This is a genomic window from Ancylobacter mangrovi (genome assembly GCF_024752355.1).
In the GTDB taxonomy this organism is placed as follows: domain Bacteria; phylum Pseudomonadota; class Alphaproteobacteria; order Rhizobiales; family Xanthobacteraceae; genus Ancylobacter; species Ancylobacter mangrovi.
The window spans coordinates 613,561-635,206 of record NZ_JANTHZ010000001.1; the positions used below are offsets into that span (position 1 = coordinate 613,561).

At 70.0% G+C, this 21,646-nt stretch carries 22 protein-coding genes; 9 read left to right on the forward strand and 13 right to left on the reverse strand.

Annotated features, from left to right (window positions below; all coding sequences use genetic code 11):
• Window positions 1-161 precede the first annotated feature (161 nt).
• The 8 genes from NVS89_RS02905 to NVS89_RS02940 all read left to right on the forward strand — a co-directional run bounded on the left by NVS89_RS02905 (window position 162) and on the right by NVS89_RS02940 (window position 8,188).
• A complete protein-coding gene (locus NVS89_RS02905; RefSeq protein WP_258730979.1) occupies window positions 162-851 on the forward strand; it encodes a TetR/AcrR family transcriptional regulator in 690 nt (229 codons plus the stop codon).
• A 391-nt stretch (window positions 852-1,242) separates the two neighbouring features.
• Window positions 1,243-2,544: an LLM class flavin-dependent oxidoreductase gene (locus tag NVS89_RS02910; RefSeq protein ID WP_258730980.1), complete on the forward strand. Its 1,302-nt coding sequence runs from the start codon at window positions 1,243-1,245 to the stop codon at window positions 2,542-2,544.
• Window positions 2,545-2,656: 112 nt separating this feature from the next.
• Window positions 2,657-3,751 (forward strand): ABC transporter substrate-binding protein, encoded by a 1,095-nt coding sequence (locus NVS89_RS02915; RefSeq protein ID WP_258730981.1) that lies wholly within the window; start codon window positions 2,657-2,659, stop codon window positions 3,749-3,751.
• Window positions 3,752-3,762: 11 nt separating this feature from the next.
• Window positions 3,763-4,647, forward strand: coding sequence for an ABC transporter permease (locus NVS89_RS02920; RefSeq protein ID WP_258730982.1), 885 nt, complete (start codon window positions 3,763-3,765; stop codon window positions 4,645-4,647).
• Window positions 4,647-5,483 (forward strand): ABC transporter permease, encoded by an 837-nt coding sequence (locus NVS89_RS02925; protein ID WP_258730983.1) that lies wholly within the window; start codon window positions 4,647-4,649, stop codon window positions 5,481-5,483. Before NVS89_RS02920 ends, NVS89_RS02925 begins: the two co-directional genes overlap by 1 nt.
• 2 nt (window positions 5,484-5,485) lie before the next feature.
• A complete protein-coding gene (locus NVS89_RS02930; protein WP_258731512.1) occupies window positions 5,486-6,613 on the forward strand; it encodes an ABC transporter ATP-binding protein in 1,128 nt (375 codons plus the stop codon).
• A gap of 16 nt (window positions 6,614-6,629) precedes the next feature.
• A complete protein-coding gene (locus NVS89_RS02935; protein WP_258730984.1) occupies window positions 6,630-7,178 on the forward strand; it encodes a flavin reductase in 549 nt (182 codons plus the stop codon).
• A gap of 56 nt (window positions 7,179-7,234) precedes the next feature.
• Complete coding sequence (locus NVS89_RS02940; protein ID WP_258731513.1) at window positions 7,235-8,188, forward strand: aminotransferase class IV; 954 nt, start codon at window positions 7,235-7,237, stop codon at window positions 8,186-8,188.
• Between the two features lie 41 nt (window positions 8,189-8,229).
• On the opposite strand, the gene NVS89_RS02945 is transcribed toward NVS89_RS02940, so the two are convergent.
• From NVS89_RS02945 to NVS89_RS02960, 4 genes are all read right to left on the reverse strand, one after another.
• A complete protein-coding gene (locus tag NVS89_RS02945; RefSeq protein WP_258730986.1) occupies window positions 8,230-8,586 on the reverse strand; it encodes a winged helix-turn-helix domain-containing protein in 357 nt (118 codons plus the stop codon).
• Between the two features lie 131 nt (window positions 8,587-8,717).
• The gene (gene msrA, locus NVS89_RS02950) at window positions 8,718-9,425 is read right to left on the reverse strand and encodes a peptide-methionine (S)-S-oxide reductase MsrA (RefSeq protein ID WP_258730988.1); all 708 of its coding nucleotides are present in this window, start codon (window positions 9,423-9,425) and stop codon (window positions 8,718-8,720) included.
• Between the two features lie 51 nt (window positions 9,426-9,476).
• Window positions 9,477-9,971, reverse strand: a complete 495-nt coding sequence (gene msrB / locus NVS89_RS02955) for a peptide-methionine (R)-S-oxide reductase MsrB (protein ID WP_258730990.1) — start codon at window positions 9,969-9,971, stop codon at window positions 9,477-9,479.
• A gap of 141 nt (window positions 9,972-10,112) precedes the next feature.
• Window positions 10,113-11,240, reverse strand: a complete 1,128-nt coding sequence (locus NVS89_RS02960; RefSeq protein WP_258730991.1) for a cytochrome-c peroxidase — start codon at window positions 11,238-11,240, stop codon at window positions 10,113-10,115.
• A 91-nt stretch (window positions 11,241-11,331) separates the two neighbouring features.
• Between NVS89_RS02960 and lhpI the strand changes: the two genes are divergently transcribed.
• Window positions 11,332-13,050: a cis-3-hydroxy-L-proline dehydratase gene (gene lhpI / locus NVS89_RS02965; protein ID WP_258730992.1), complete on the forward strand. Its 1,719-nt coding sequence runs from the start codon at window positions 11,332-11,334 to the stop codon at window positions 13,048-13,050.
• 122 nt (window positions 13,051-13,172) lie between these two features.
• On the opposite strand, the gene cydX is transcribed toward lhpI, so the two are convergent.
• The 9 genes from cydX to NVS89_RS03010 all read right to left on the reverse strand — a co-directional run bounded on the left by cydX (window position 13,173) and on the right by NVS89_RS03010 (window position 21,620).
• Window positions 13,173-13,313 carry a cytochrome bd-I oxidase subunit CydX gene (gene cydX / locus NVS89_RS02970; protein ID WP_258730993.1) on the reverse strand — a complete coding sequence of 47 codons (141 nt, stop codon included), beginning with the start codon at window positions 13,311-13,313 and terminating at the stop codon, window positions 13,173-13,175.
• A gap of 14 nt (window positions 13,314-13,327) precedes the next feature.
• Window positions 13,328-14,485 carry a cytochrome d ubiquinol oxidase subunit II gene (cydB, locus tag NVS89_RS02975; protein ID WP_258730994.1) on the reverse strand — a complete coding sequence of 386 codons (1,158 nt, stop codon included), beginning with the start codon at window positions 14,483-14,485 and terminating at the stop codon, window positions 13,328-13,330.
• Window positions 14,486-14,490: 5 nt separating this feature from the next.
• Entirely contained in the window at window positions 14,491-16,068 is a 1,578-nt protein-coding gene (locus NVS89_RS02980) for a cytochrome ubiquinol oxidase subunit I (RefSeq protein ID WP_258730995.1), read from the reverse strand.
• 63 nt (window positions 16,069-16,131) lie between these two features.
• The gene (gene cydC / locus NVS89_RS02985; protein ID WP_258731514.1) at window positions 16,132-17,808 is read right to left on the reverse strand and encodes a thiol reductant ABC exporter subunit CydC; all 1,677 of its coding nucleotides are present in this window, start codon (window positions 17,806-17,808) and stop codon (window positions 16,132-16,134) included.
• An 83-nt stretch (window positions 17,809-17,891) separates the two neighbouring features.
• Window positions 17,892-19,649 (reverse strand): thiol reductant ABC exporter subunit CydD, encoded by a 1,758-nt coding sequence (cydD, locus tag NVS89_RS02990; protein WP_258730996.1) that lies wholly within the window; start codon window positions 19,647-19,649, stop codon window positions 17,892-17,894.
• Window position 19,650: 1 nt separating this feature from the next.
• Complete coding sequence (locus NVS89_RS02995) at window positions 19,651-20,265, reverse strand: GbsR/MarR family transcriptional regulator (RefSeq protein ID WP_258730997.1); 615 nt, start codon at window positions 20,263-20,265, stop codon at window positions 19,651-19,653.
• Window positions 20,266-20,439: 174 nt separating this feature from the next.
• A complete protein-coding gene (locus NVS89_RS03000) occupies window positions 20,440-20,871 on the reverse strand; it encodes a DUF6691 family protein (RefSeq protein WP_258730998.1) in 432 nt (143 codons plus the stop codon).
• Window positions 20,872-20,875: 4 nt separating this feature from the next.
• The gene (locus NVS89_RS03005; RefSeq protein WP_258730999.1) at window positions 20,876-21,301 is read right to left on the reverse strand and encodes a YeeE/YedE family protein; all 426 of its coding nucleotides are present in this window, start codon (window positions 21,299-21,301) and stop codon (window positions 20,876-20,878) included.
• Complete coding sequence (locus NVS89_RS03010; protein ID WP_258731000.1) at window positions 21,294-21,620, reverse strand: ArsR/SmtB family transcription factor; 327 nt, start codon at window positions 21,618-21,620, stop codon at window positions 21,294-21,296. The genes NVS89_RS03005 and NVS89_RS03010 overlap by 8 nt, the downstream gene beginning before the upstream one ends.
• Between the last annotated feature and the right edge of the window lie 26 nt (window positions 21,621-21,646).

Consider the following 21,646-nt stretch of genomic DNA (forward strand, 5'->3'; position numbering starts at 1 on the left):
CGACGACCGCAATGCTGATGGGAACGGAGACGACTATCTCGCAAAACGATATTGATGAATTTATCGATTATCAACGGAAAACTGAGACGCGCGCCGCCGGGCGTTTGCCCTGCCGGAACGGCGCGTCTAGCCTTGCAGCAGGAGTGACCGGGCAGGCGCAGATGACGGACATGCAGAAGGCGGACGAGGTGGAAGCGGACGGGATGGCGGATGGCGACGAGGAGCACGCGCCGCGCAAGGCGCCGGTGCGCCGCCGGCGCGGCCAACTCCGGCTCAAGGCGCTGATCGAGGCGACCGACGCCCTGCTCGTGGATCATGACGTCAGCGAGGTCGGGCTCTACCAGATCGCCGAGAAGGCGGGCGTGCCGCCGGCTTCGATCTACCACTTCTTCCCCAACAAGGAAGCCGCGCTCATCGCCCTGGCGGAGGAGCATCTCGGCATCATGCTCGCCAATACGCGGCGCGAGATCGAGCCGCGGCCGGCGAGCTGGCAGGAGCTGATCGCCGCCCGCGTGCGCGCCTCGGGCGCCTATTACAACAGCCATCCGCCGCTGATGAAGCTGTTCCTCGGCGCCAGCATCGGGGCCGAGGTGCGCAAGCGCGACATGGCCGGCACGCTCGCCATCGCCCAGGGGCGCGCGGACCTGCTGGCGCGCTATTTCGTGATGCCCGCCATCCCCGGCTGGACCGCGAAGCTCGCCAATTCGCTCGCCATCGCCGACGGCATCTGGGCGCTTTCCTACAGCCAGCACGGGCACATCACCCAGGAATCGATCGAGGAGAGCCTGCGCGCCGCGATCGCCTATCTGCGCTGTTTCCTGCCCGAATGGATCGAGCCCCGCATAGGCTGAACCGATCTTTAGCGAATAAATATCGAATATTTCGCGCTTCCCGCCCCACTTGACGAAAGCGCGTGCCGCGAGGTGCCGCGGTGCAACCCGCCGGCAGCGGCGCCGGCCCACTTCGGCATTACCGCTCGAATTGCTTGCGATTGCTCGGAATATTCCCGACCGCACTAGGCAATTGCGCAATATTTAGGCTCAGCCTACAGAAACGTCACAATTCGCCCGCCAAAAGCCCGGCGCGCCCGTTTTTGATATTGATATTCGATTTTTCCATCACTAGCGTCATCGCCATCGCGAACGTGACGAGCGCCTGCATCGAACGAACCCGCCCTTTCCGGGGTGGCTCGCCGGTGCCGTGCCATGTCGATCCTCAGGGGTGGTGGTCGTGCCGAGGCAAATGCACTTCATCGGTTTCTGCATCGCGGGACCCAACTGGCACCACAACGGCGCCTGGCGGCACGATGAGAGCGACGGCACCGATTTCCTGAACCCGGCCCGCTACGAGAACATCGCCCGCATCCTCGAGGAGGGAAAGTTCGACGGCCTGTTCTTCGTCGACGTGCTGACGCTGTTCGACACCTTCGGCGGCAATTTCGCCGCCAATCTGCGCCAGCCCGGCCAGATGTTCCTGCTGGAGCCGCTGCAGCTCCTCGCCTGCATGGCGCGCGCGACCAGCCATCTCGGCCTCGCCGCCACCATGTCGACGGCCTTCTACCACCCGTTCCACATAGCCCGCTCCATGGCGACGCTCGACCACATCAGCGGCGGGCGCGCGGCCTGGAACGTCGTCACCTCAGCCAATGACCGCGAAGCGCAGAATTTCGGCATGGACCGGCTGATGGAGCGCGGCCTGCGCTACGACCACGCCGAGGAGGTGGTGGAAGCCTGCCAGGCGCTGTGGCGGAGCTGGGACGAGGACGCGCTGGTGCTCGACCGCAAGAACGGCGTGTTCGCCGACCCGGACAAGGTCCATTACGTGAATTTCGAGGGCCGGTGGGTGAAGACCCGCGGCCCGCTGCAGACGCCGCGCTCGCCGCAGACCAGCCCGGTGCTGATGCAGGCGGGCTCCTCCGAGCGCGGGCGCGAATTCGCCGGGCGCTGGGCCGAGGTGCTGTTCACCCTGCAGCCGGACAAAGCGCGGATGCAGGACTTCTATCGCGACATCAAGTCCCGCATGGCCGCGCATGGCCGCGCGCCCAACGAATGCGCCATCCTGCCGGCGGTGGACATCATCGTCGGCGAGACGGAATCGATCGCCCGCGAGAAGGCCGCCTATCTTGAATCGCTGGTCAGCGACGAGCTCGGCGTCGCGGAAATCTCCAACGCCATGGGCATCGACCTCGCCGGCTACCCGCTCGACCAGCCGCTGGTCGACATGGAGATCACGCAGGGCTCGCGCGGCGTGTTCGACCACATCCTGCGCGCCAGCCAGAACAAGAACATGACCCTGCGCGAGGCGGGCCATGCCTATGGCGTCAACGAGATCACCCCGCAGATCGTCGGCACGCCGCAGATGATCGCCGACTACATGCAGGACCTGTTCGAATCCGAGGCCTGCGACGGCTTCGTCGTGGTGCCGACGCTCTCGCCCACCGGCTATGTGCAGTTCGTGCGCTCGGTGGTGCCGGAGCTGCAGCGCCGCGGCATCTACCGCACCGAATATGCCGGCCGCACCTTCCGCGAGAACCTGCGCAGCTAAGGCCCCCCGCCGCCCCGGCCCGCGGCGGGGGGTGGCACAGCACGTGCTTATCCCTCGCCGGCGTCGCCGGCTCTGTGCCTCAGGTCTTCCCTTCGAGATCAGGATGTCCGCCATGACTGACCGCACTGACCAGAAGAACCACAGCGCCGGATCCGGCATTCTGCCCGGCGTGTCCCGCCGAACCTTCCTGGCCGGCGCAGCCGCCCTGACCGCGGCCGGCGTCGCGCGTCCAGGCATCGTGCGCGCCGCCGACGCCACCATGACCGTGCCCAATTCGGGCGGCGCGCTCGAGGCCGCCTACAAGGCCGCCTATTTCGACACCTTCACCGAAAAGACCGGCGTGAAGATCCTCGGCGCGCCCTATATGGATACCGCCCGCATCAAGGCGATGGTGGACGCCAACGCGGTCGACATCGACGTCGCCAATATCGACTTCGCCGAGGCCGCGGTGCTCGCCAAGCTCGGCCTTCTGGAGCCGATCGACTACGACATCGTCGACCGCAAGGCGCTGCTGCCCTGGGCCGCGGACGACCACTACATCGTCTCCGACGTCGCCGGCACGGTGATGGGCTGGAACACCCAGGCCTTCACCGAGGAGACCCGGCCCAAGGGCTGGGTGGAGTTCTTCGACGCCAGCGCCAAGCCGGGCCAGCGCAGCCTGTGGAAGCTGGCGCCGCAGACGATGGAAATCGCCGCCCTGGGCGCGGGCGTCTCGCCCGACAAGCTCTACCCGCTCGACCTCGATGCGGTCTTCTCCTCGCTCGACAAGATCAAGCCGAACCTCACCTGGTGGACCTCCGGCGCGCAGAGCGCGCAGCTGCTCATCAGCAACGAGGTGGACGTGGGCACCTCGTGGAACGGGCGCCTCTACAAGCCCAAGGTCGACGGCGCGCCGATCGACTACACCTTCGACCAGTGCATCTTCACCTGCGACGCCTTCATCGTGCCCAAGGGCGTGAAGGACAAGAAGCGGGCGATGGAGTTCCTCGCCAACCTGATCGAGGCCAAGAACCAGGCGGTGTTCGCCCAGCACATCCCCTACGGGCCGACCAATCCGAAGGCGTTCGACATGCTCGACGCCAAGACCAAGGCGCTGCTGCCGAACTCGCCGGAGAACGGCAAGACCGCCGTGCTGCAGAACGTGCCCTACTGGGCCGAGCACGGCGACGAGCTGTTCGCCAAGTTCAACAAATGGCTTGTCGGGTGAGCGATGCCGCGATGGCCGATGCGCGCGCCGGAACGGGCGCGCGCACGCAGCGCACGCCCGCGCGGGCCTGGTCGCCGGCGCGGCGCGGTATCTGGCTGCTGGTGCCGCCGCTGCTGCTGCTCGGCCTCTTCTTCGTGCTGCCGCTCGCCTATGTGCTGATCCAGAGCGGCTCGGCGCCGAAGGGGCCGTTCGACACCTATGTGCGGATCGCCCGCGAGACCTCGCTGCACTACCCGCTGATCTACACCTTCCGCACCGCCGCGATCGTCACCGTTTTCGCGCTGGTGCTGAGCTATCCGGTGGCGTTCCTCATCAGCCGCGCGCGCGGGCGCTGGCAGCTCGTGGCGATGACGCTGGTGCTGGTGCCGTTCTGGACCAGCGCCGTCATCCGCTCCTATGCCTGGCTGGTGCTGCTGCAGCGGCGCGGCATCATCAACGAGGCGCTGCTGACCCTCGGCCTGGTCGACCGCCCGCTGCGCCTGTCCAACACCGACATCGGCACCCATGTGGCGATGGTGCAGATCATGCTGCCCTTCATGATCCTGCCGCTGCTCAGCTCGATGCGCGCGATCGACCCGAGCGTGCTCCGGGCGGCGGCAATTCTTGGCGCCAATCCGGCGCGCCAGTTCGCCCATGTCTACTTCCCGCTCACCCTGCCGGGGGTGGGCGCGGGCTGCGCGCTGGTGTTCATCTCCACGCTCGGCTTCTACATCACCCCGGCGCTGCTCGGCGGCTCGAGCACCATGGTCGCGGTCGCCATCGAGCAGCAGGTCTCGCGCCTGCTCGACTGGCCGCTCGCCTCCGCGCTCGCCACCGTGCTGCTGGTGCTGACCTGCCTCATGTTCCTGCTCTACGAGCGGCTCAACAGTCGCCTCGCCTCAAGGGGAGGCGCGTGATGCGCGCGAACGCGAGCGAGCCGCTGTGGCGCATCGTCGGGCTCGGCCTCACGGGCTTCGCCGTGCTGGTGCTGATCTATCTGGTGGCGCCAACGCTCGCCATCGTGCCGCTGTCGCTGAGCCCGGACCCGTTCCTGCGCTTTCCCCCGCCCGGGGTCTCGTTGCGCTGGTACGAGGCCTTCGCGCACAGCATCGACTACCAGCTCGCCATCCTGAACAGCCTGAAGATCGGCATTCCCGCCGCCGCGCTCGCCACGGCCTGCGGGGTGATGGCGGCGCTCGCCGTGGTGCGCGGCGCGGTTCCCTTCCGGCGCACGCTCGCGGCCCTGCTCATCGCCCCGCTGATCCTGCCGCAGATCGTGCTGGCGATCGGCCTGTTCCCGCTGATGGCCAAGGTCGGGCTGGTGGGCACCTATCCGGGCATCGTGCTCGCCCATGCGGTGGTGACGATGCCGCTGGTCTTCATCACCGTCTCGGCGGCGCTGAGGACCTACACGCCCTCCTTCGAGCTGGCGGCGATGACGCTCGGTGCCAATCCCTGGCGCACCTTCGTCCACGTCACCTTCCCGATGATCCGGGCGGGCATCGTGGTCGGCTTCATCTTCGCGCTGACCTTCTCCTTCGACGAGCTGATCCTGGCCATGTTCCTGACCAGCCCGACCACGCGCACCGTGCCGCGCCTGCTGTGGGAGCAGCTGAACTACCAGATGACCCCGATCATCGCCGCCGCCACCGTGGTGCTGCTCGGCGCGACCATCGCGCTCCTGTGCCTCGCCGCCTTCGCCGCCACCCGCTCTCGCCATCTGTCCGGCGGCGCCAAGGGAGTGCAGCCGTGAACATGTCGAACCCGGACTTCCATGGAAGCCTGCACGCCGCGCCGGCCGGGCGCGGGGCGGCGGTCGAGTTCGACCACATCAGCAAGGACTATGGCGACCTCACTGTGCTGCACGAGACCTCGCTGCGGATCGAGCCGGGCGAGCTGTTCGCGCTGATCGGCCCGTCGGGCTCGGGCAAGTCGACCCTGCTCGGCATGCTCGCGGGTTTCGTGCCGCCGAGCTACGGCGCGATCCGCGTCGACGGCACCGACATCGTCGCCGTGCCGCCCTACCGGCGCAACATCGGCATGGTGTTCCAGAACTACGCGCTGTTCCCGCATATGAGCGTCGCCGAGAACATCGGCTTTCCCTTGAAGATGCGCGGCTGCTCGCGGGGCGAGATCGCCGAGCGGGTGAAGCGGGCGCTCGCCATGGTGCGGCTCGACTCCATGGGCGAGCGCCGCCCCGCCCAGCTTTCGGGCGGCCAGCAGCAGCGCGTCGCCCTTGCCCGCGCCGCCGTCTACGACCCGCGCCTGCTGCTGATGGACGAGCCGCTGGGCGCGCTCGACAAGAACCTGCGCGAGGAGATGCAGGAGGAGATCAAGCGCCTCCAGCGCGCGCTCGGCGCGACGGTGATCTACGTCACCCACGACCAGCAGGAGGCCGCCTTCCTCGCCGACCGGCTGGCGGTGATGCGCGCGGGCATGCTCGAGCAGATCGGCACGCCGCGCCAGCTCTACGAGATGCCCGGCACCCATTTCGTCGCCAGCTTCCTCGGCGAGGCGAGCCTGCTGCCGGTGGAGGAATTGCTCGCCCGCGACGGGCGCGAGGTGCGGGTGCGCACGCCCGGCGGCCTCGTCATCCGCGCGCTGGCGCCGAGCCGGGTGAGCGAGCGCCGCGCGGTGTGCCTGCGGCCGGAGAACATCGTCCTCGGGCCGGCGGCGCGCGAGCGCGACAACCACTTCCTCGGCGTGGTCGAGGAGGCCGTCTTCACCACCGGCTCGCTGCGCTACCGCGTGCGCCTGCCCGGCAGCGACAGCGTGCTCACCGTGCGCGTGCCCTCCCATCCCGGCATCGAGCTCCTCGCGCCCGGCAGCAGCGTGGATGTCGGCTGGGACGCGGCCATGGCGGTCACCATCGCCGACGACTGACCCGGAAATCCCCCGCATGCACCAGCCGACGACGACCCGCATGACCCCCGCCCCCGCGCCCGCCGATCTCGACGCCCGAAGCTTCAGGAACGGCATGGCGCGGCTCGCGGCCGCCGTGAACGTCATCACCACCGTCCGCGACGGCGAGCCCTACGGCTTCACCGCCTCGGCGGTGTGCAGCGTCACCGACACGCCGCCCACGCTGCTCGTCTGCGTGAACCGCACCAACCGCACCCATCCGGTCATCGCCGCGAGCCGCATCCTGTGCGTGAACACGCTGTCCGGCCCGCATGAGGAGCTGTCCATGGCCTTCGCCGGCGGGGCCAGCGCGGCCAGCATGGCCGAGCGCTTCCGCCACGGCGAATGGACCACGCTCGCGACCGGCGCCCCTGTCCTCGCCGATGCAGCGGTGGCCTTCGACTGCCGGGTCAACGCGTTCCACGAGGTCGGCACGCATGACGTGCTGATCTGCGAGGTGCTGGCGCTGCGCGAGGGTTCCTCCGGCGAGGGCGCCGCCGCGCAGGGGCTGGTCTATTTCGACCGCCGCTTCCACCGGCTGGCGTGACCGCCCGCCCGACCCAACCGACCCACGCCGCAACGAGGAGCCGTCCGGTGAGTGCCATGAGCTGCGTCTTCGAGGGTTACGAGCGGCGCCTCGAAGCGCTGAAGTCCAGCCCCGGCCCGTTCGCCGACGGGATCGCCTATGTCGGCGGCGAGCTGGTGCCGGTGGCCGAGGCCCGCATCCCGCTGATGGACCAGGGCTTCCTGCACTCCGACCTGACCTATGACGTGCCGGCGATCTGGGACGGGCGCTTCTTCCGCCTCGACGACCATCTCGACCGGCTGGAGAGGGGCTGCGCCCGGCTGAAGCTGCGCTGCCCGCTCGACCGGGCGACGCTCACTGCGACGCTGGTGGAGATGGCGGCGCGGAGCGGCATACGCGACGCCTATGTCTGCATCATCGTGACGCGCGGCCTGAAATATGTCCGCGGCAACCGGGCCGAAGACCTCGTCAACAGCCTCTACATGTATCTGGTGCCCTATGTCTGGGTGGTGCCGCCGGAGATGCAGAAGACCGGCGCGAGCGCGGTGGTCACCCGCACGGTGCGGCGCGTGCCGCCCGGCGCCATCGACCCGACGGTGAAGAACCTGCAATGGGGCGACTTCATCCGCGGCCTGTTCGAGGCGCGCGAGCGCGACGCGGTCTACCCGATCCTGCCGGACGGCGACGGCAACATCACCGAGGGCGCCGGCTACAACATCGTGCTGGTCAAGGACGGCGTGCTGCACACGCCCGATCGCGGCGTGCTCGAAGGGGTGACGCGCCGGACGGTGATGGAGATCGCCGCCGCCAGTGGGATCGAGGTCCGGCTTGCGCCGGTGCCGGTCGAGCTCGCCTATTCCTGCGACGAGATGTTCTTCTGCACCACGGCGGGAGGCGTCATGCCGGTCACCCGGCTCGACGGCGCGCGGGTCGGCGGCGGGCAGGTCGGGCCGATCACGCGCGCCATCTGGGAGGCGTACTGGGACCTGCACCAGAACCCGCAGCTGAGCTTCGCCATCGATTACGGGTGAACGCGGGCGCTCATCGAAGCAACCAGGCGCCACAGGCCGGGTCAGTCGCCCTCCGCCGGCCGTTCCGCCGCCCGCGCCTGCAGCGCGTCAAGATGGGGCCTTGCGGTGGCGGCGGTGATCTCCTCGATCAGGCGATAGCGCGCGACCAGCTCCTCGCCGAAGGGAGTGAGCTTCGCCCCTCCCCCATGCCGGCCGCCGGTCTGCGAGACGACCACCGGCTGGCCGAAGATCCGCCCGAGCTCGTCGACGAGGTCCCACGCCCGGCGATAGGACATCTTCAGCGCCCGCCCGGCGGCGGAGATCGAGCCGGTGCGGGCGATGGCCTCGAGCAGCTCGATCTTGCCGGGGCCGACGCGGCCCTTCGGCTCGAGGTCAATGCGGATCGAAAGAACGGCCATTTCCCGTCGCGTCCCGCCGGCGGTTCATCGGGTCCGTTCATCTTCTCGCATCAGGGGCAGGCCCGCACAACCCGGCCGCGCAACGACGTGCCGGCGACGCGAACCGTTGCCGGCAGGGCCGAGCTACGTCGCTACTGGCCGAGCCCGCTCTCGGCCACCAGCACGGGCTTGGCGCGATAGGCCTGAGGGTAGAGCCGCTTCAGATTCTCGATCTTCGGCAGGTCGTTGATGACGATGTAGGGATAGGTCGGATTCCGGGTCAGGAAGTCCTGGTGGTACCCTTCCGCCGGGTAGAAGGCGCGGCCGGGCTCGATCTTGGTGGCGATCGGCCGCTCATAGACCTTCGCCGCGTCGAGCTGGACGATATAGGCCTTGGCGATGCGCGCCTGCTCGTCGCTGGTCGGGAACACAGCCGAGCGGTACTGCGTGCCGTGGTCCGGCCCCTGCCGGTTGAGCTGGGTCGGATCATGGGCGACGGAGAAGTAGATCTGCAGGATCCGACCAAAGGAGATGCGGTGGGGGTCGAAGACCACCTTCACCGATTCCGCGTGGCCGGTGCTGCCGCTGCTCACCGTCTCGTAGCTGGCGCTGGGCGCCGAGCCGCCGGCATAGCCGGAGACCGCGCTGGTCACGCCGTCGACATGCTGGAACACGCCCTGCACGCCCCAGAAGCAGCCGCCCGCGAGCACGGCGACCTCGCGACTGGAGGCGGCGGCCTCGTCGACCGCCGGCGCGGGAATGGCGATGCCCTCCTGCGCCGAGGAGGACGAGGAATCGAAGGCGAAGGCGGCAAGGGCGAGCAGCGCCGCGCCGGCCAGGACGAGGGGAGCGGATTTCATCGGGTTTCTCCGGGGGTTCGGCTGCGACGACGGGGCGGGAGGCATCGCCCCTCACCCGACCATCGGCTTGAAGGTCATGGCGACGCCGTTCATGCAGTAGCGCAGGCCCGTCGGCTTCGGCCCGTCCTCGAACACGTGGCCGAGATGCCCGCCGCAATGCGCGCAGAGCACCTCCGTGCGCAGCATGGCGAAGGAGAAGTCGCGGCGCTCGCTGACCGCGCCGTCCAGCGGCTTCCAGAAGCTCGGCCAGCCGGTGCCGCTGTCGAACTTGGTGTCGGAGGAGAACAGGTCGCTTTCGCAGCCGGCGCAGGCGAAGACGCCGGGCCGGTGCTCGTCGTTGAGCGGGCTGGAGAAGGGCCGCTCGGTGGCAGCGCGCCGCAGCACCGCATATTGCGAAGGGGTCAGGCGCTGCCGCCATTCGGCATCGGTGTGGGTCACCGGAAACGGCGCCTTGGCCGTCTCCGCCCGCGCGCCCTGCCCGTAGCGCAGCGCCAGGGCGCCGAGCGCGGCGAGGCCGGAGAATGTGAGGAGACGTCGTGTCATCATGCGCGTGCTCCGCTGAAGGGGCATCGCCACCCGGGTCACGGGAGGCGTCACCTCCTCTACGCGCCGCAAGGTTACATCGTTACAGGCGGCCCGCCTGTCACGGCTCGGTGTGCGGGCGAGCGTCCGGCCGGCGCCGCTTCGCTACTCGCCGAGCAGCGGCTCGTAGCGCGCGTCGGTCAGCGTCTTGAGGAAGGCGACCAGCGCGTTGATGCGCCGGTCGTCGAGCGCCGGGCCGGTCTCCAGCTCCTTCATCGACAGCGTGCCGGCGACCTCCGGCGGGTCCCACCCGCGCCCCGTCTCGGGGTCGATCTGCCGCTTGGGCGAGGAGGAATTGTACTTGTTGTAGAAGAGGATGACGGTCCTCAGGTCCTTGAAGATGCCATTGTGCATGTAGGGCGCCGTCACCGCCACGTTGCGTAGGGTCGGCACCTTGAACTGGCCGTCATGGGCCGGGTCGGTCACGTCTCCGCGCGCCAGCAGGCCGTGGTCGAGCGGCGCCTTCAGCTCGGGATTGCGCGGCACGCCGATATTGTGGAAGCGATAATCGGTGAAGGTCTCGTCCCTGCCGCCGGAGGGGTGCAGCTTGTGGCACTGGCCGCAGCTCGTGAACTGATTGGAGAAGAACAGCACCCGGCCGAGCTCCTCCTGCGGGGTCATCTTGTATTCGCCGCGCAGATAGCGGTCATATCTGGAATCGAAGGGCGAGACGGCGGGGCTGCGCTCATAGGCCGCCAGCGCCTCGGTCAGGGAGGCGAAGGCGCGCTGGTCGCTGTCGAACACGTCCGGCCCGAACTGCTTGCGGAATGCCTCGAGATAGGCCGGCTTCTCCTTCAGCCGGGCGACCACGCTCGCCCGATCGGGCATCGCCATCTCGATCGGGTTGAGCAGCGGCTGTCCGGCCTGGTCCTCCAGCGTGTCGGCGCGCCCGTCATGGAACTGGCCGCCGACATAGTTCCCTTCGCCGTCCTTGCCGAAGCGCGGGCTGAAGGCGGCGTAGCTGACCGTGGGCGCATTGCGCACGCCAAGCGAGGTGCCGTCGTCGCCGATCGACACCGGCCCGCCGCGCGGATCGGCGAAGCCGGTCGAGGGGTCGTGGCAGGTGGCGCAGGACTGCGTGCGCTCGCGCGAGAGGTCGGTGTCGAAGAACAGCGTCTCGCCGAGCTTCTCCAGACCGGGCGCGTCGGCCGAACGGTCCTGCGCACCCGCGACCGCCAGCAGGCCCGCGAGCATGGAGGTCGCGACGGCGAGGGGAAAGGCGGCCTTCATCATGCCCGCCAACATAATACCGATCGGCGGCGATTTTCAGGCGATGCGACGCGATGAAGCACTATAGTGATTTGAAATATCGAAGGATTCCAAAGTGCGGCTGACGGGCAGATCGATCGTCGAGGGCCATGCCGGCGGGCCGGTCGTCGTCGCGCCCGTGCCGCTGTCGTTCTGGGGCGGCGTCGACCCGCAGACCGGAATCGTGGTCGACCGCTACCACCCGCTGCACGGCCGCAGCCTCGCCGAAGCGATCCTCGTCATGCCCGGCAGCCGGGGCTCGTGCACGGGCAGCAGCGTCGCGTTGCAGCTTCTCATGAACGGGCGGGCGCCGGCGGCCTTCGTCTTCACCGAGGAGGAGGAGATCGTCACCCTCGGCGTCATCATCGCCCGCAGGATGTTCGGGGTCTCGGTGCCGGTGCTGCGGCTCGCCGGAGGCGACATGGCGCGCCTCGTCGACGTCGGGCAGGCTGAGATTTCCGGCGACACGCTCGTCACCGACGGCGCCTCGGCCGCCGCGCACCACGAAGCGCCGGCGAGACGCGCGGCGACGGCGCTGAGCCCCGCCGACCGCGCCATGCTGCGCGGCGAGCATGGGGAAGCCGCCCGCTTCGCCATGGAGGTGGTGTTGGAGATGGCCGGGCTCTACGGCGCGCGCGAGTTGATCGACGTCACCCGCGCCCATATCGACGGCTGCATATACACAGGCGAGGCGAGCCTGCGCTTCGCCGAAAGGCTGCGCGATCTCTGTGCGCGGGTGCGCGTGCCGACGACGCTGAACGCCGTCTCGGTCGACGGGCGGCGCTGGCGCGCGCAGGGGGTCGACGCCAGCCTCGGCGAACCGGCCTGGCGGCTGGCCGAGGCCTATCTCGCCATGGGCGCGCGGCCGAGCTTCACCTGCGCCCCCTATCTGCTCGACGCGCCGCCCGCCCTCGGCGAGCAGATCGTGTGGGCCGAATCCAACGCCGTCGCCTACGCCAACAGCGTGCTCGGCGCGCGAACGATGAAATATCCCGACTATCTCGACATCTGCGTCGCCATCACCGGCCGGGCGCCGCTGGCGGGCTGCCATCTCGATGCCGGAAGGCGCCCCGCCGTGGCGATCGAGGTGGCGCCCATTTCCGCGCCGGACGATGCCTTCTTCGCGCTGCTCGGCCATCATCTGGGCGAGATGTCGCCGGAGGCGATCCCGCTCGTGCTCGGGCTGGAGGACGCGGCGATGACGGACGACGACCTCAAGGCCTTCGCCGCCGCCTTCGCCACCACCTCGGGCGCGCCAATGTTCCACATCGCCGGCATCACGCCCGAAGCGCGGGATGTCGCCGCCGCGCATGCGCTGGCGGAGGCGCTGCCCAAGCTTAAGGTCTCGCGCGCCGACCTCGCCGAAAGCTGGCGGCGCATCAATGGCGAGGAGGGTGCGGCCCGCATCGACCTCGTCGCGCTCGGCAACCCGCATTTCTCCTTCACCGAGATCGAACGCCTCGCGGCCCTATGCGCCGGCCAGCAGAAGGCGGCCGATGTGGCGCTCGTCGTCACCTGCGGACGGGACGTTTACGCCCGCGCGCAGGCGGCGGGGCTGACGGCGGCGCTGGAGCGCTTCGGCGTCTCCTTCGTCAACGACACCTGCTGGTGCATGATCGGCGAGCCGGTCATCCCGCCTGCGGCTCGCACCATCCTCACCAGCTCGGGCAAATACGCCCATTACGGCCCCGGCCTTTCCGGGCGCCGCGTGGTGCTGGGAAGCCTCGCCCAATGCGTGGAGGCGGCCTGTACCGGGGTGTTCGACACCGCCCTGCCCGGCTGGCTGCGGGCCTGAGCCCGCGCGCCGCGGACATGAAAAACCCGGGAGGCCATGAGGCTCCCGGGCTCGATCCGCACCCGCAGGTGGGCGGCCGTCAGGCCGGGTCGTAGAGCCCGCGGGGTTGCGCGGCGGCGAGGTCAGCGCCGGCCGCGCACCGGCACGGGCGCGGGCTGCACCTTGGTGCGGGCGACGTCGTCCATCAGCTCGTACCACATGGCGTTGAGCACCGCGAAGGCGGCGGCCAGCGGCAGGCCGAGCAGCCAGGCGAAGTACCACATGATCGGTCTCCTTCTCAGTAGGCGTGGCTGTTGTCGCGCTGGATCTCGGCCGTATCGACCTTGCCCCACAGCACCCGGTAGACCCAGGTCGTGTAGGCGATGATGATCGGCATGAAGATCACCGTGCAGACCAGCATGATGAACAGGGTGAGATGGCTCGACGAGGCGTCCCACACGGTGAGGCTGGAGCGCGGGTCGACGGTCGAAGGCAGGATGAAGGGGAACATCGACAGCCCCACCGTCGAGATGATGCCGAAGATCGACACCGTGCTCGCCAGCAGCGCCGTGAACTCGGCCCGGGTGCGCAGCAGGATCAGGCTCGCCAGCGCGCCGAGGATGCCGAGCGCCGGCCCCGCCATCATCCAGGGATGGGCGGCGTAGTTGGCGAACCACGCGCCCGGCGCCACCGCCACCGTCTTGGCCAGCGGGTTGGACGGGCCGTCGGCGACGAGCGCGCTGGTGATGCGGTAGCCGTCGACGCCGAAATAGAGCCAAAGCCCGCCGAGCACGAACAGCACCAGCGTCGCCAGCGCCGCGTAGCTGCCGATGGCCCGCGCGCGACGGTCGACATTGCCCTGCGTCTTCAGCGCCAGCCAGCCGGCACCGTGCATCACCACCATCGCCACCGAGAGCAGGCCGCACAGCAGGCCGTAGGGGTTCAGCAGCTCGAACAGCGTGGTGCCGTCATAGAAGATGCGCAGGTCGTCGTTCAGGTGGAAGGGCACGCCCTGCAGCACGTTGCCGACCGCGACCCCCATCACCAGCGCCGGCACCAGCCCGCCGACGAACAGCGCCCAGTCCCACGCCGTGCGCCACACCGATCCCTCGCGCTTCGAGCGGTACTTGAAGCCGACCGGGCGCAGGATGAGCGCGAACAGGATCGCGAACATGGCGAGGTAGAAGCCGGAGAAGGACACCGCGTAGAGCGGCGGCCAGGCGGCGAAGATCGCGCCGCCGCCGAGGATCAGCCACACCTGGTTTCCTTCCCAGGTCGGGCCGATGGCGTTGATGACGACGCGCCGTTCGAGGTCGGTCTGCGCGACGAAAGGCAGCAGGATGTCGGTGCCGAGGTCGAAGCCGTCCATGACGGCGAAGCCGATCAGCAGCACGCCGAGCAGCAGCCACCAGATGACGCGCAGGACGTCGTAGTCGATGAGCGTGTGAAGGATCATGGTTCCTACTCCGCGGCGACGAGGTGAGCGGGGATGAGTTCGGCGTCAGGCTCGTCGTCCGGCTCCGGTCCCTGTCGGATGGCGCGCACCATCAGCGTCATCTCGATGATGATCAGCACGGTGTAGATCAGCGCGAAGCCGACGATCGTCGTGAGCACGGTCGCCGCGCCGAGGCTCGACACCGCGGCGGCGGTGGGCAGCACGCCCTCGATGATCCAGGGCTGGCGGCCGAATTCCGCCACCACCCAGCCGAGCTCGACCGCCACCCAGGGCAGCGGGATCGCGATCACCGCCACCCACAGCAGCGGCCGGTAGCGGTCCAGCATCCGCCGCGCCGACAGGAAGAAGAACACCGAGGTCAGCACGATGAAGGACAGGCCGAGGCCGACCATGATGCGGAACGACCAGAACAGGGTCGGCACGCTCGGCACCGTGTCCCATGCCGCCTGCGCGATCTGCTCGGGCGTCGCGGTGCGCGGATCGTCGACATAGCGCTTGAGCAGCAGCGCGTAGCCGAGGTCGGTGCCGTGGTCCTCGAAGGCCTGGCGCACATCCGGCGGAATGGCGGCGTCCGAGCCGGCGGCGCGGATCTTCTGCAGCGCGTCGAAGGCGATCACCCCGCTCTTGATCCGGTCCTGCGCATGGCCGACCAGCTCGTTGATGCCCGGCACCACCGTGTCGAGCGAGCGGGTGGCGATCAGGCCCAGCACCCAGGGAACGCGCACCGCGAAATGGGTCTCGCGGTCGGTCTGGCTCGGCAGGCCGAACAGGGTGAAGGCGGCCGGCGCCGGCTCGGTCTCCCACATCGCCTCCATGGCGGCGAGCTTCATCTTCTGATGCTCGGTGGTGAGGTAGCCGCTCTCGTCGCCCAGCACGACGACCGACAGCGAGGCGGCGAGGCCGAACGAGGCGGCGACCGTCATCGACCGCTTGGCGAGCTCGATGTGCCGGCCCTTCAGCATGTACCAGGCGGCGACGCCGAGCACGAAGACCGAGGCCGTGACGTAGCCAGCCGAGACCGTGTGCACGAACTTCGCCTGCGCCACCGGGTTGGTCACCACCTCGAAAAAGTCGGTGATCTCCATGCGCATGGTCTGCGGGTTGAAGGCCGCGCCGGTCGGGTTCTGCATCCAGCCGTTGGCGACCAGGATCCACAGCGCCGAGAGGTTCGAGCCCAGCGCCACCGCCCAGGTAGTGACGAGGTGCCCGACCTTGGAGAGCTTGTCCCAGCCGAAGAAGAACAGGCCGACGAAGGTCGCCTCCAGGAAGAAGGCCATCAGCCCTTCGATCGCCAGCGGGGCGCCGAAGATATCGCCGACATAGTGGCTGTAGTAGCTCCAGTTCATGCCGAACTGGAACTCCATGACGATGCCGGTGGCGACGCCGAGCACGAAGTTGATGCCGAACAGCGTGCCCCAGAACTTGGTCATCTGGCGCCAGATGCGGCGCCCGGTCATGACGTAGACCGTCTCCATGATGGCGAGGAGCACGGAGAGCCCCAGCGTCAGCGGCACGAACAGGAAGTGGTAGAGCGCCGTCATTGCGAATTGCAGGCGCGAGAGGTCGACAACATCGAGTGTCATGGTCGGTTCCGGTTGCGTCCGGTCTCCTTTTGACGCGCCGCCGGGGCGACGCCGGGGGTCGTCTCAGTCAGGTCGCAGCGCCTCGAGCGCCGCTGCGAAGCCGGGATCGCCGCGCCGGCGGGTGCCGGTCACGCGACCTTCGGCAATCACGATCAGGCGGTCGGCGATGTCCGCCTCGCGCCGCAGATGAGTGGCGAGGACGAGGCTGCGCGGGCCCGCCGCCCGACCGAGCCGGGCAAGCACGTCGCGCGCGGTCGCGCCGTCGAGCCCTTCGGTCGGCTCGTCGAGCAGCCACAGCGGCGCGGGGGCGAGCATCAGCCGGGCGAGCGCCAGCCGGCGCGCCTGGCCGCCGGAAAGGCCCAGACCGCCCTCGCCGAGCCGGGTGTCGAGCCCGCCGGGAAGGCCGGCCACCACCGCGCCGAGCCCGGCCGCCTCCAGCGCCGCCAGCAGGCGTTCATCGTCAGCCTCGGGATCAGCGATCAACAGGTTGCCGCGCAGCGTGTCGCGGAACAGCTCGGTGCGCTGGGTGAGCAGCACCGACGGCAGGGCCGCGACCTCGCCGCGCGCGGGTCGGATCTCGCCGGCGATGGCGGCGAGCAGGGTCGACTTGCCCGCCCCGCTCATGCCGACCAGCGCGACGCGCTCACCTCGGGCGATGGCGAGGTCGATATCCGTGAGTGCCGGCAGCGGCGCGCCCTCGCGCCGGATCTCGATATGCCGCAGCCGCACCGCCTCGCCCGCGCCGGGCATCGCCCGGGGAATGGCGGGAGGCGCGGCGGCAGGCGCAAGGCGCGGGGCGACGCGGCGGGCGGCGATCAGCGCGCGCTCCAGCTCCACCGCCCCACGGCGCAGCGCGGCGAAGGGATCGAAAGCGGCGAGCACCAGCAGCAGCACCAGAGCGGCTGCCGGCGCGTCGATGGTGCCCGCCCCGTTCAGCGCCGCCACCGCCAGCAGCGCCAGCGCCAGCAGCAGCGTGCCGGCCATCGCGAAGCCGGCGGAGATGCGGGTCTCGACCCGGTTGAGCGCGTCGTCCGCTTCGGCGAGGCGCTGGTCGGCGGCGGCGAGGCCCTCGCGGGCGGCGGCGAGGCGGCCGGTCATGATGAGTTCGGTCTGTCCCGCGACGAGGTCGACCGCGCGGGCGCGCAGCACCTCCAGCGCATGGGCGCGGCGCCGTGACGGCCGCCGCGCGGCCCGCAGCGCGATGAGCGGAACGAGCGCGCCGACGCCGAGCACGATGAGTGAGAAGGCGAGCGCGAGGTGGGCGTCGACGAGGCCGATCAGGAACGCCACGCCGAGCGTCGTCGCCAGCGCCGCGATGACGGGGACCAGCACCCGCAGATAGAGCGAATCGAGCGCGTCGATGTCGAGCGTCAGGCGGAACAGCAGGCGGGCCGGCCGGTCGGCGAGCCGCCCCGCCGCCTCGGGCGCGGCCCAGCCGCGAAACAGCCGCTCGCGCAGCCCGGCCAGCACGGCGAGCGCCGCGTCATGCGTCACCAGCCGCTCGCCATAGCGCGCGGCGGTGCGGGTCAGCGCGGCGAGCCGGATGCCGGCGGAGGGGGCGAAGACGTCGAAGGCGAGCGCCGCCGTCACCGACATGCCGGCGATCGCGGTCGCGGTGATGAACCAGCCCGAGAGCGCCAGCAGGCACGCCCCGGCGAGCAGCGTCAGCGCTGCCAGCGCGGCGCCGGCGAAGAAGGCGCCCCGCCGCTCGGCGAGGAACAGGCGCAGGATCGCGCCCATCGCCCTGAGGTCGCGCGCGAGGCCGCCGCGCGGCTCCGCACGATGGGAGGCACCGATATGGGGGGTGACGTGCGGGCCGGTGCTCATGCGCCCTGCTCCTGCACGCCCTGCTGTTGTGCAGCGTGGTCGAGGCGGATGACGCGGTCCATGCGCGCCGCCAGCGCGGGATCGTGGGTGGCGACGATCAGCGTGCGCCCCTGCGCCAGCTCGATCAGCGCGTCGCCGACCTCGCGCGCGGTGCCGCTGTCGAGATGCGCGGTCGGCTCGTCCGCCAGCACGAGACGGGCCTGCGGGGTCGCGGCGAGCCGCGCCAGAGCGAGGCGCAGCGCCTCCCCCCCGGACAGGCCACGCCCGCCCTCGCCGATCGGCGCCGGGCCGCGCACGCCCGCCACCTTGCCGAGCCGGGCGGCGACAAGCGCACGACCGGCCGCGCCGGCGTCCACATCGGCGCGGCCGAGGCTGACATTGCTGCGCAGCGTGCCGGCGAAGATGTGCGGTTGCTGGCCGATATAGGCCATGGGCGCGCGTAGTCGGGCGGCACTGCCCGCATCCATCGCCTCGCCGTCGACGCTGACCCGTCCGCCCTCGGGCGCGACCAGCCCGGCGACGAGCGCCAGCACGCTCGACTTGCCAGCCCCGCTCGGGGCGAACAGCGCCACATGCTCGCCGGGCGCGATGTCGAGCGAGAGGTCGTCGAACAGCAGCGCCGGCTGGCCGGCATGGCGGAAGCGCACATGGTCCAGCCGCACCGCCAGGGCATGCCCGCCGCGGGACGGCATAGCTTCGTCGGTGCCGACGATCCGCGCCCCTTCACCGGCAAGTGCCTCGATCGCCTCCAGCGCCGCCTGCCCGGCCGCGCGGTCGTGCCAGGCGGCGGAGAGCTCGCGCAGCGGCTCGAAGAAGGCGGGCGCGACGAGCAGGATGAACAGCCCCTCGCCGAGGCCGAAATCGCGGCCCCAGCTTCCGAAGCCTATGGTGCCGAGCAGGTGGAAGCCGACATAGACCGCCACCATGGCGACGCCGAGCGCCGAGAACAGCTCCAGCACCGCCGAGGAGAGGAAGGCGATACGCAGCACCGCCATGGTGCGCTGGCGCAGGCTCTCGGCGTCCGCCCTCAGCCGGGTCGCCGTCGCCTCCACCGCGCCGAAGGAGCGGATGGTCGACAGTCCGCGCAGCCGGTCGAGCAGGAAGGCGTTCATGCCGCCCAGCTCGATGAGCTGAGCTTCGCTCGCCGCCTTGGCGCGCCAGCCGATCAGCGCCATGAAGAGCGGGATCAGCGGCGCGGCGACGGCGAGGATGAGCGCCGCCACCCAGGAGAAGGGCAGCACGCAGGCGAGGATGGCGAGCGGCACCAGCGTCGCGCGCCGGCGCGCCGGGACGAAGCGGGAGAGATAGGGCACCACCGCCTCCGCCTGCTCGGCCAGCGCGCTGGCGACGAGGCCGGAGGCGGGCCGGCGCGTGTCGAGTGGCGAGCCGAGCGCGAGCGCCTCGGCGGCCGCGGCGCGCAGCCGCATCAGCTCGCCCCGCGCGGTACGGAAGGCAAGGCGCGAGCCCGCCGCTTCCAATAGAGCGCGGACGACGCCGAGCAGCGCGAAGGCGCCGGCGGGAAGAACCATGTCGGCCAGCCCCTCGCCCCGCACCAGCCCGGCGACGGCGAGCGCGAGCAGCCCGGCCTGCGGCAGCCACAGCAGGGCGCCCGCGATCTGGAGCGCGATGGCCGGGCGAAGCGAACGGGCCCCGGCGGCGGAGCCGGCCTTCGCGCCACGGGCCGCGTCGGGAACAGCAGATCCGGAGGCCGGGGTGGTGCCGGGAGCGGTGCGTATGGCGGTGGCGAGGCTCATCTCACTCGCCCTCCGCCTGCGCCACGTCGGCACGCGTGTCGCCGGCCTCGCGGGCGGCCTTCGGCCGGCGGCGGCCGAGCGTGACGACCCGGTCCTTGGCTTCCAGCAGTCGGGTGATCTTGGCGCCGAGGCTCAGCAGATTGGCGAGACGCTCGGTCTCCAGCCGCTTCACGTCGTCATACCAGGTGGTGAGCTGGTCGATCAGGCCGTGCATCTCGGCAATGCGGCCCTGGGCGAAGCGTTCTTCGTCGCTGCCCGCCGGCTGCATCAGGATCTCGCGCAGCACAGAGAGCGTGGGGTCGACCTCGCGCTTCTTGCGCTCCTCGGCCAGCGTGCGAAGGATCTGCCACACATCGTCCGGGGTGGTGAAGAAGTCGCGCCGGTCGTCCGGCAGGTGCTTGTGCACGACGAGGTTCCACGCCTGCAGTTCGCGCAGCCCCATCGAGACGTTGGAGCGCGACAGGCCGAGCGCCTCGACGATGTCCTCCGCGCAGAGCGGCTCGGGCGAGACGTAGAGCAGCGCGTAGATCTGGCCGACCGTGCGGTTGATGCCCCAGCGGCTTCCCATCTCGCCGAAATGCAGCACGAAGGACTGGATGAGCGGCGGCAGGTTCACGGCGTCTTTCCCTACGGTAATTTCAGAAATTCCTGAAATCCGAGTTCGGCTGTACGCCATTCTGAGCGGCTACAAATCCGGCTCTTCCCGTATCGCGCGACGTCAACCGCGCCGATTTTCCGAACGCCCTGCGGCGGCCGGAGCGGCCGCGAAACCTTGACGACGCCGGCTTTCTCAGCCCTGCCGGGCGGCGAGGGAGCGCGCCGCCCACATGCCCGCGAGCATGGCGGGGACGAAGGCAAGCGTGCCCGGCGCGGCGAGGCCGATCGCGGTCAAGGCGGGGCCGGGGCAGAAGCCGCCCAGCCCCCAGCCGATGCCGAACAGCGCCGGCCCGACGATCAGCCGGGCGTCGATGTCGGTGCGGGTCGGCATGTGGAACCGCTCGGCGAGGAGCGGCGCCGGCCGGGCGGTAGCGAGGCGGAAGCCGAAGAAGGCCACCACCACCGCGCCGCCCATGACGAAGGCGAGCGAAGGGTCGAAGGTGCCGAACAGGTCGAGGAAGTTCAGCACCTTGGCCGGGTTGCTCATGCCGGAGACGACGAGGCCGACGCCGAACAGGAGGCCGAGGCCGAGATTGACGGCTACGGAAACGAACTTGCCGGACATCGCCTCAGCCTCCGATCAGGTGGCGCATCACGAAGACGGTCGCGAAGCCCGTCGCCATGAACACGCCGGTGGCGACGAAGGAGCGGCGCGAGAGCCGCGCCAGCCCGCACACGCCGTGGCCCGAGGTGCAGCCCGAGCCCCACACCGAGCCGAAGCCGACCAGCAGCCCGGCGGCGATCATCAGCACGAGGTTGGAGGAGACCGTCTGCATCACCGGCGCGCCGGTGGCGGCAACGACGAACGGCGCGGCGACGAGGCCGGCGACGAAGGCCCGTCGGCCGGCGAGGCCGCCGTCGCCATAGGGCGGGAACAGCCGGCTCGCGATCCCGCTGATGCCGGCTATGCGCCCTTCCAGCAGCATCATCAGCACGGCGCTGAGCCCGATCAGCATGCCGCCAGCGAGCGAGGCGACGGGGGTGAACTCAGTCATGGTCTTCCTGTCCGGCCGTCCGCCGCTCCCCGGATGCGCCGGGTGCGCAGAACAGCGCGTGCATGGTGGAGATGAAGGTCTGCACCCGCGGGTCGGCGAGGCGGTAGAATACCTGCTTGCCTTCCTTGCGGCCGGCGATCAGGCCCTGCTCGCGCAGTCCCGCGATCTGCTGCGACAGTCCGGGCTGCCGGATGCCGAGAAGCTCTTCCAGCTCGCGCACCGAGCGTTCGCCGTCCACTAGGGCGCAGGCGACCAGCAGCCGGTCGGGATTGGCCATGGTCTTGAGGAAGGCGGAGGCTTCTCCGACCCTTTGCTTCATTCCCATGGCCTCGCAGGAGAGCATAT

Excerpts from the sequence above, each read along its gene's own strand:
- cydD (WP_258730996.1), bottom strand. The coding sequence starts at position 19,649 with ATGAGCCTCGCCACCGCCATACGCACCGCTCCCGGCACCACCCCGGCC.
- NVS89_RS02915 (WP_258730981.1), top strand. The coding sequence starts at position 2,657 with ATGACTGACCGCACTGACCAGAAGAACCACAGCGCCGGATCCGGCATT.
- cydC (WP_258731514.1), bottom strand. The coding sequence starts at position 17,808 with ATGGGCGCGATCCTGCGCCTGTTCCTCGCCGAGCGGCGGGGCGCCTTC.
- NVS89_RS03000 (WP_258730998.1), bottom strand. The coding sequence starts at position 20,871 with ATGTCCGGCAAGTTCGTTTCCGTAGCCGTCAATCTCGGCCTCGGCCTC.
- cydB (WP_258730994.1), bottom strand. The coding sequence starts at position 14,485 with ATGATCCTTCACACGCTCATCGACTACGACGTCCTGCGCGTCATCTGG.
- NVS89_RS02960 (WP_258730991.1), bottom strand. The coding sequence starts at position 11,240 with ATGATGAAGGCCGCCTTTCCCCTCGCCGTCGCGACCTCCATGCTCGCG.
- NVS89_RS02930 (WP_258731512.1), top strand. The coding sequence starts at position 5,486 with ATGTCGAACCCGGACTTCCATGGAAGCCTGCACGCCGCGCCGGCCGGG.
- NVS89_RS03010 (WP_258731000.1), bottom strand. The coding sequence starts at position 21,620 with ATGAAGCAAAGGGTCGGAGAAGCCTCCGCCTTCCTCAAGACCATGGCC.
- msrB (WP_258730990.1), bottom strand. The coding sequence starts at position 9,971 with ATGATGACACGACGTCTCCTCACATTCTCCGGCCTCGCCGCGCTCGGC.
- NVS89_RS02925 (WP_258730983.1), top strand. The coding sequence starts at position 4,647 with ATGCGCGCGAACGCGAGCGAGCCGCTGTGGCGCATCGTCGGGCTCGGC.
- NVS89_RS02980 (WP_258730995.1), bottom strand. The coding sequence starts at position 16,068 with ATGACACTCGATGTTGTCGACCTCTCGCGCCTGCAATTCGCAATGACG.
- NVS89_RS02945 (WP_258730986.1), bottom strand. The coding sequence starts at position 8,586 with ATGGCCGTTCTTTCGATCCGCATTGACCTCGAGCCGAAGGGCCGCGTC.
- NVS89_RS02940 (WP_258731513.1), top strand. The coding sequence starts at position 7,235 with ATGAGCTGCGTCTTCGAGGGTTACGAGCGGCGCCTCGAAGCGCTGAAG.
- NVS89_RS02920 (WP_258730982.1), top strand. The coding sequence starts at position 3,763 with ATGGCCGATGCGCGCGCCGGAACGGGCGCGCGCACGCAGCGCACGCCC.
- NVS89_RS03005 (WP_258730999.1), bottom strand. The coding sequence starts at position 21,301 with ATGACTGAGTTCACCCCCGTCGCCTCGCTCGCTGGCGGCATGCTGATC.
- NVS89_RS02935 (WP_258730984.1), top strand. The coding sequence starts at position 6,630 with ATGCACCAGCCGACGACGACCCGCATGACCCCCGCCCCCGCGCCCGCC.
- NVS89_RS02905 (WP_258730979.1), top strand. The coding sequence starts at position 162 with ATGACGGACATGCAGAAGGCGGACGAGGTGGAAGCGGACGGGATGGCG.
- cydX (WP_258730993.1), bottom strand. The coding sequence starts at position 13,313 with ATGTGGTACTTCGCCTGGCTGCTCGGCCTGCCGCTGGCCGCCGCCTTC.
- NVS89_RS02910 (WP_258730980.1), top strand. The coding sequence starts at position 1,243 with ATGCACTTCATCGGTTTCTGCATCGCGGGACCCAACTGGCACCACAAC.
- msrA (WP_258730988.1), bottom strand. The coding sequence starts at position 9,425 with ATGAAATCCGCTCCCCTCGTCCTGGCCGGCGCGGCGCTGCTCGCCCTT.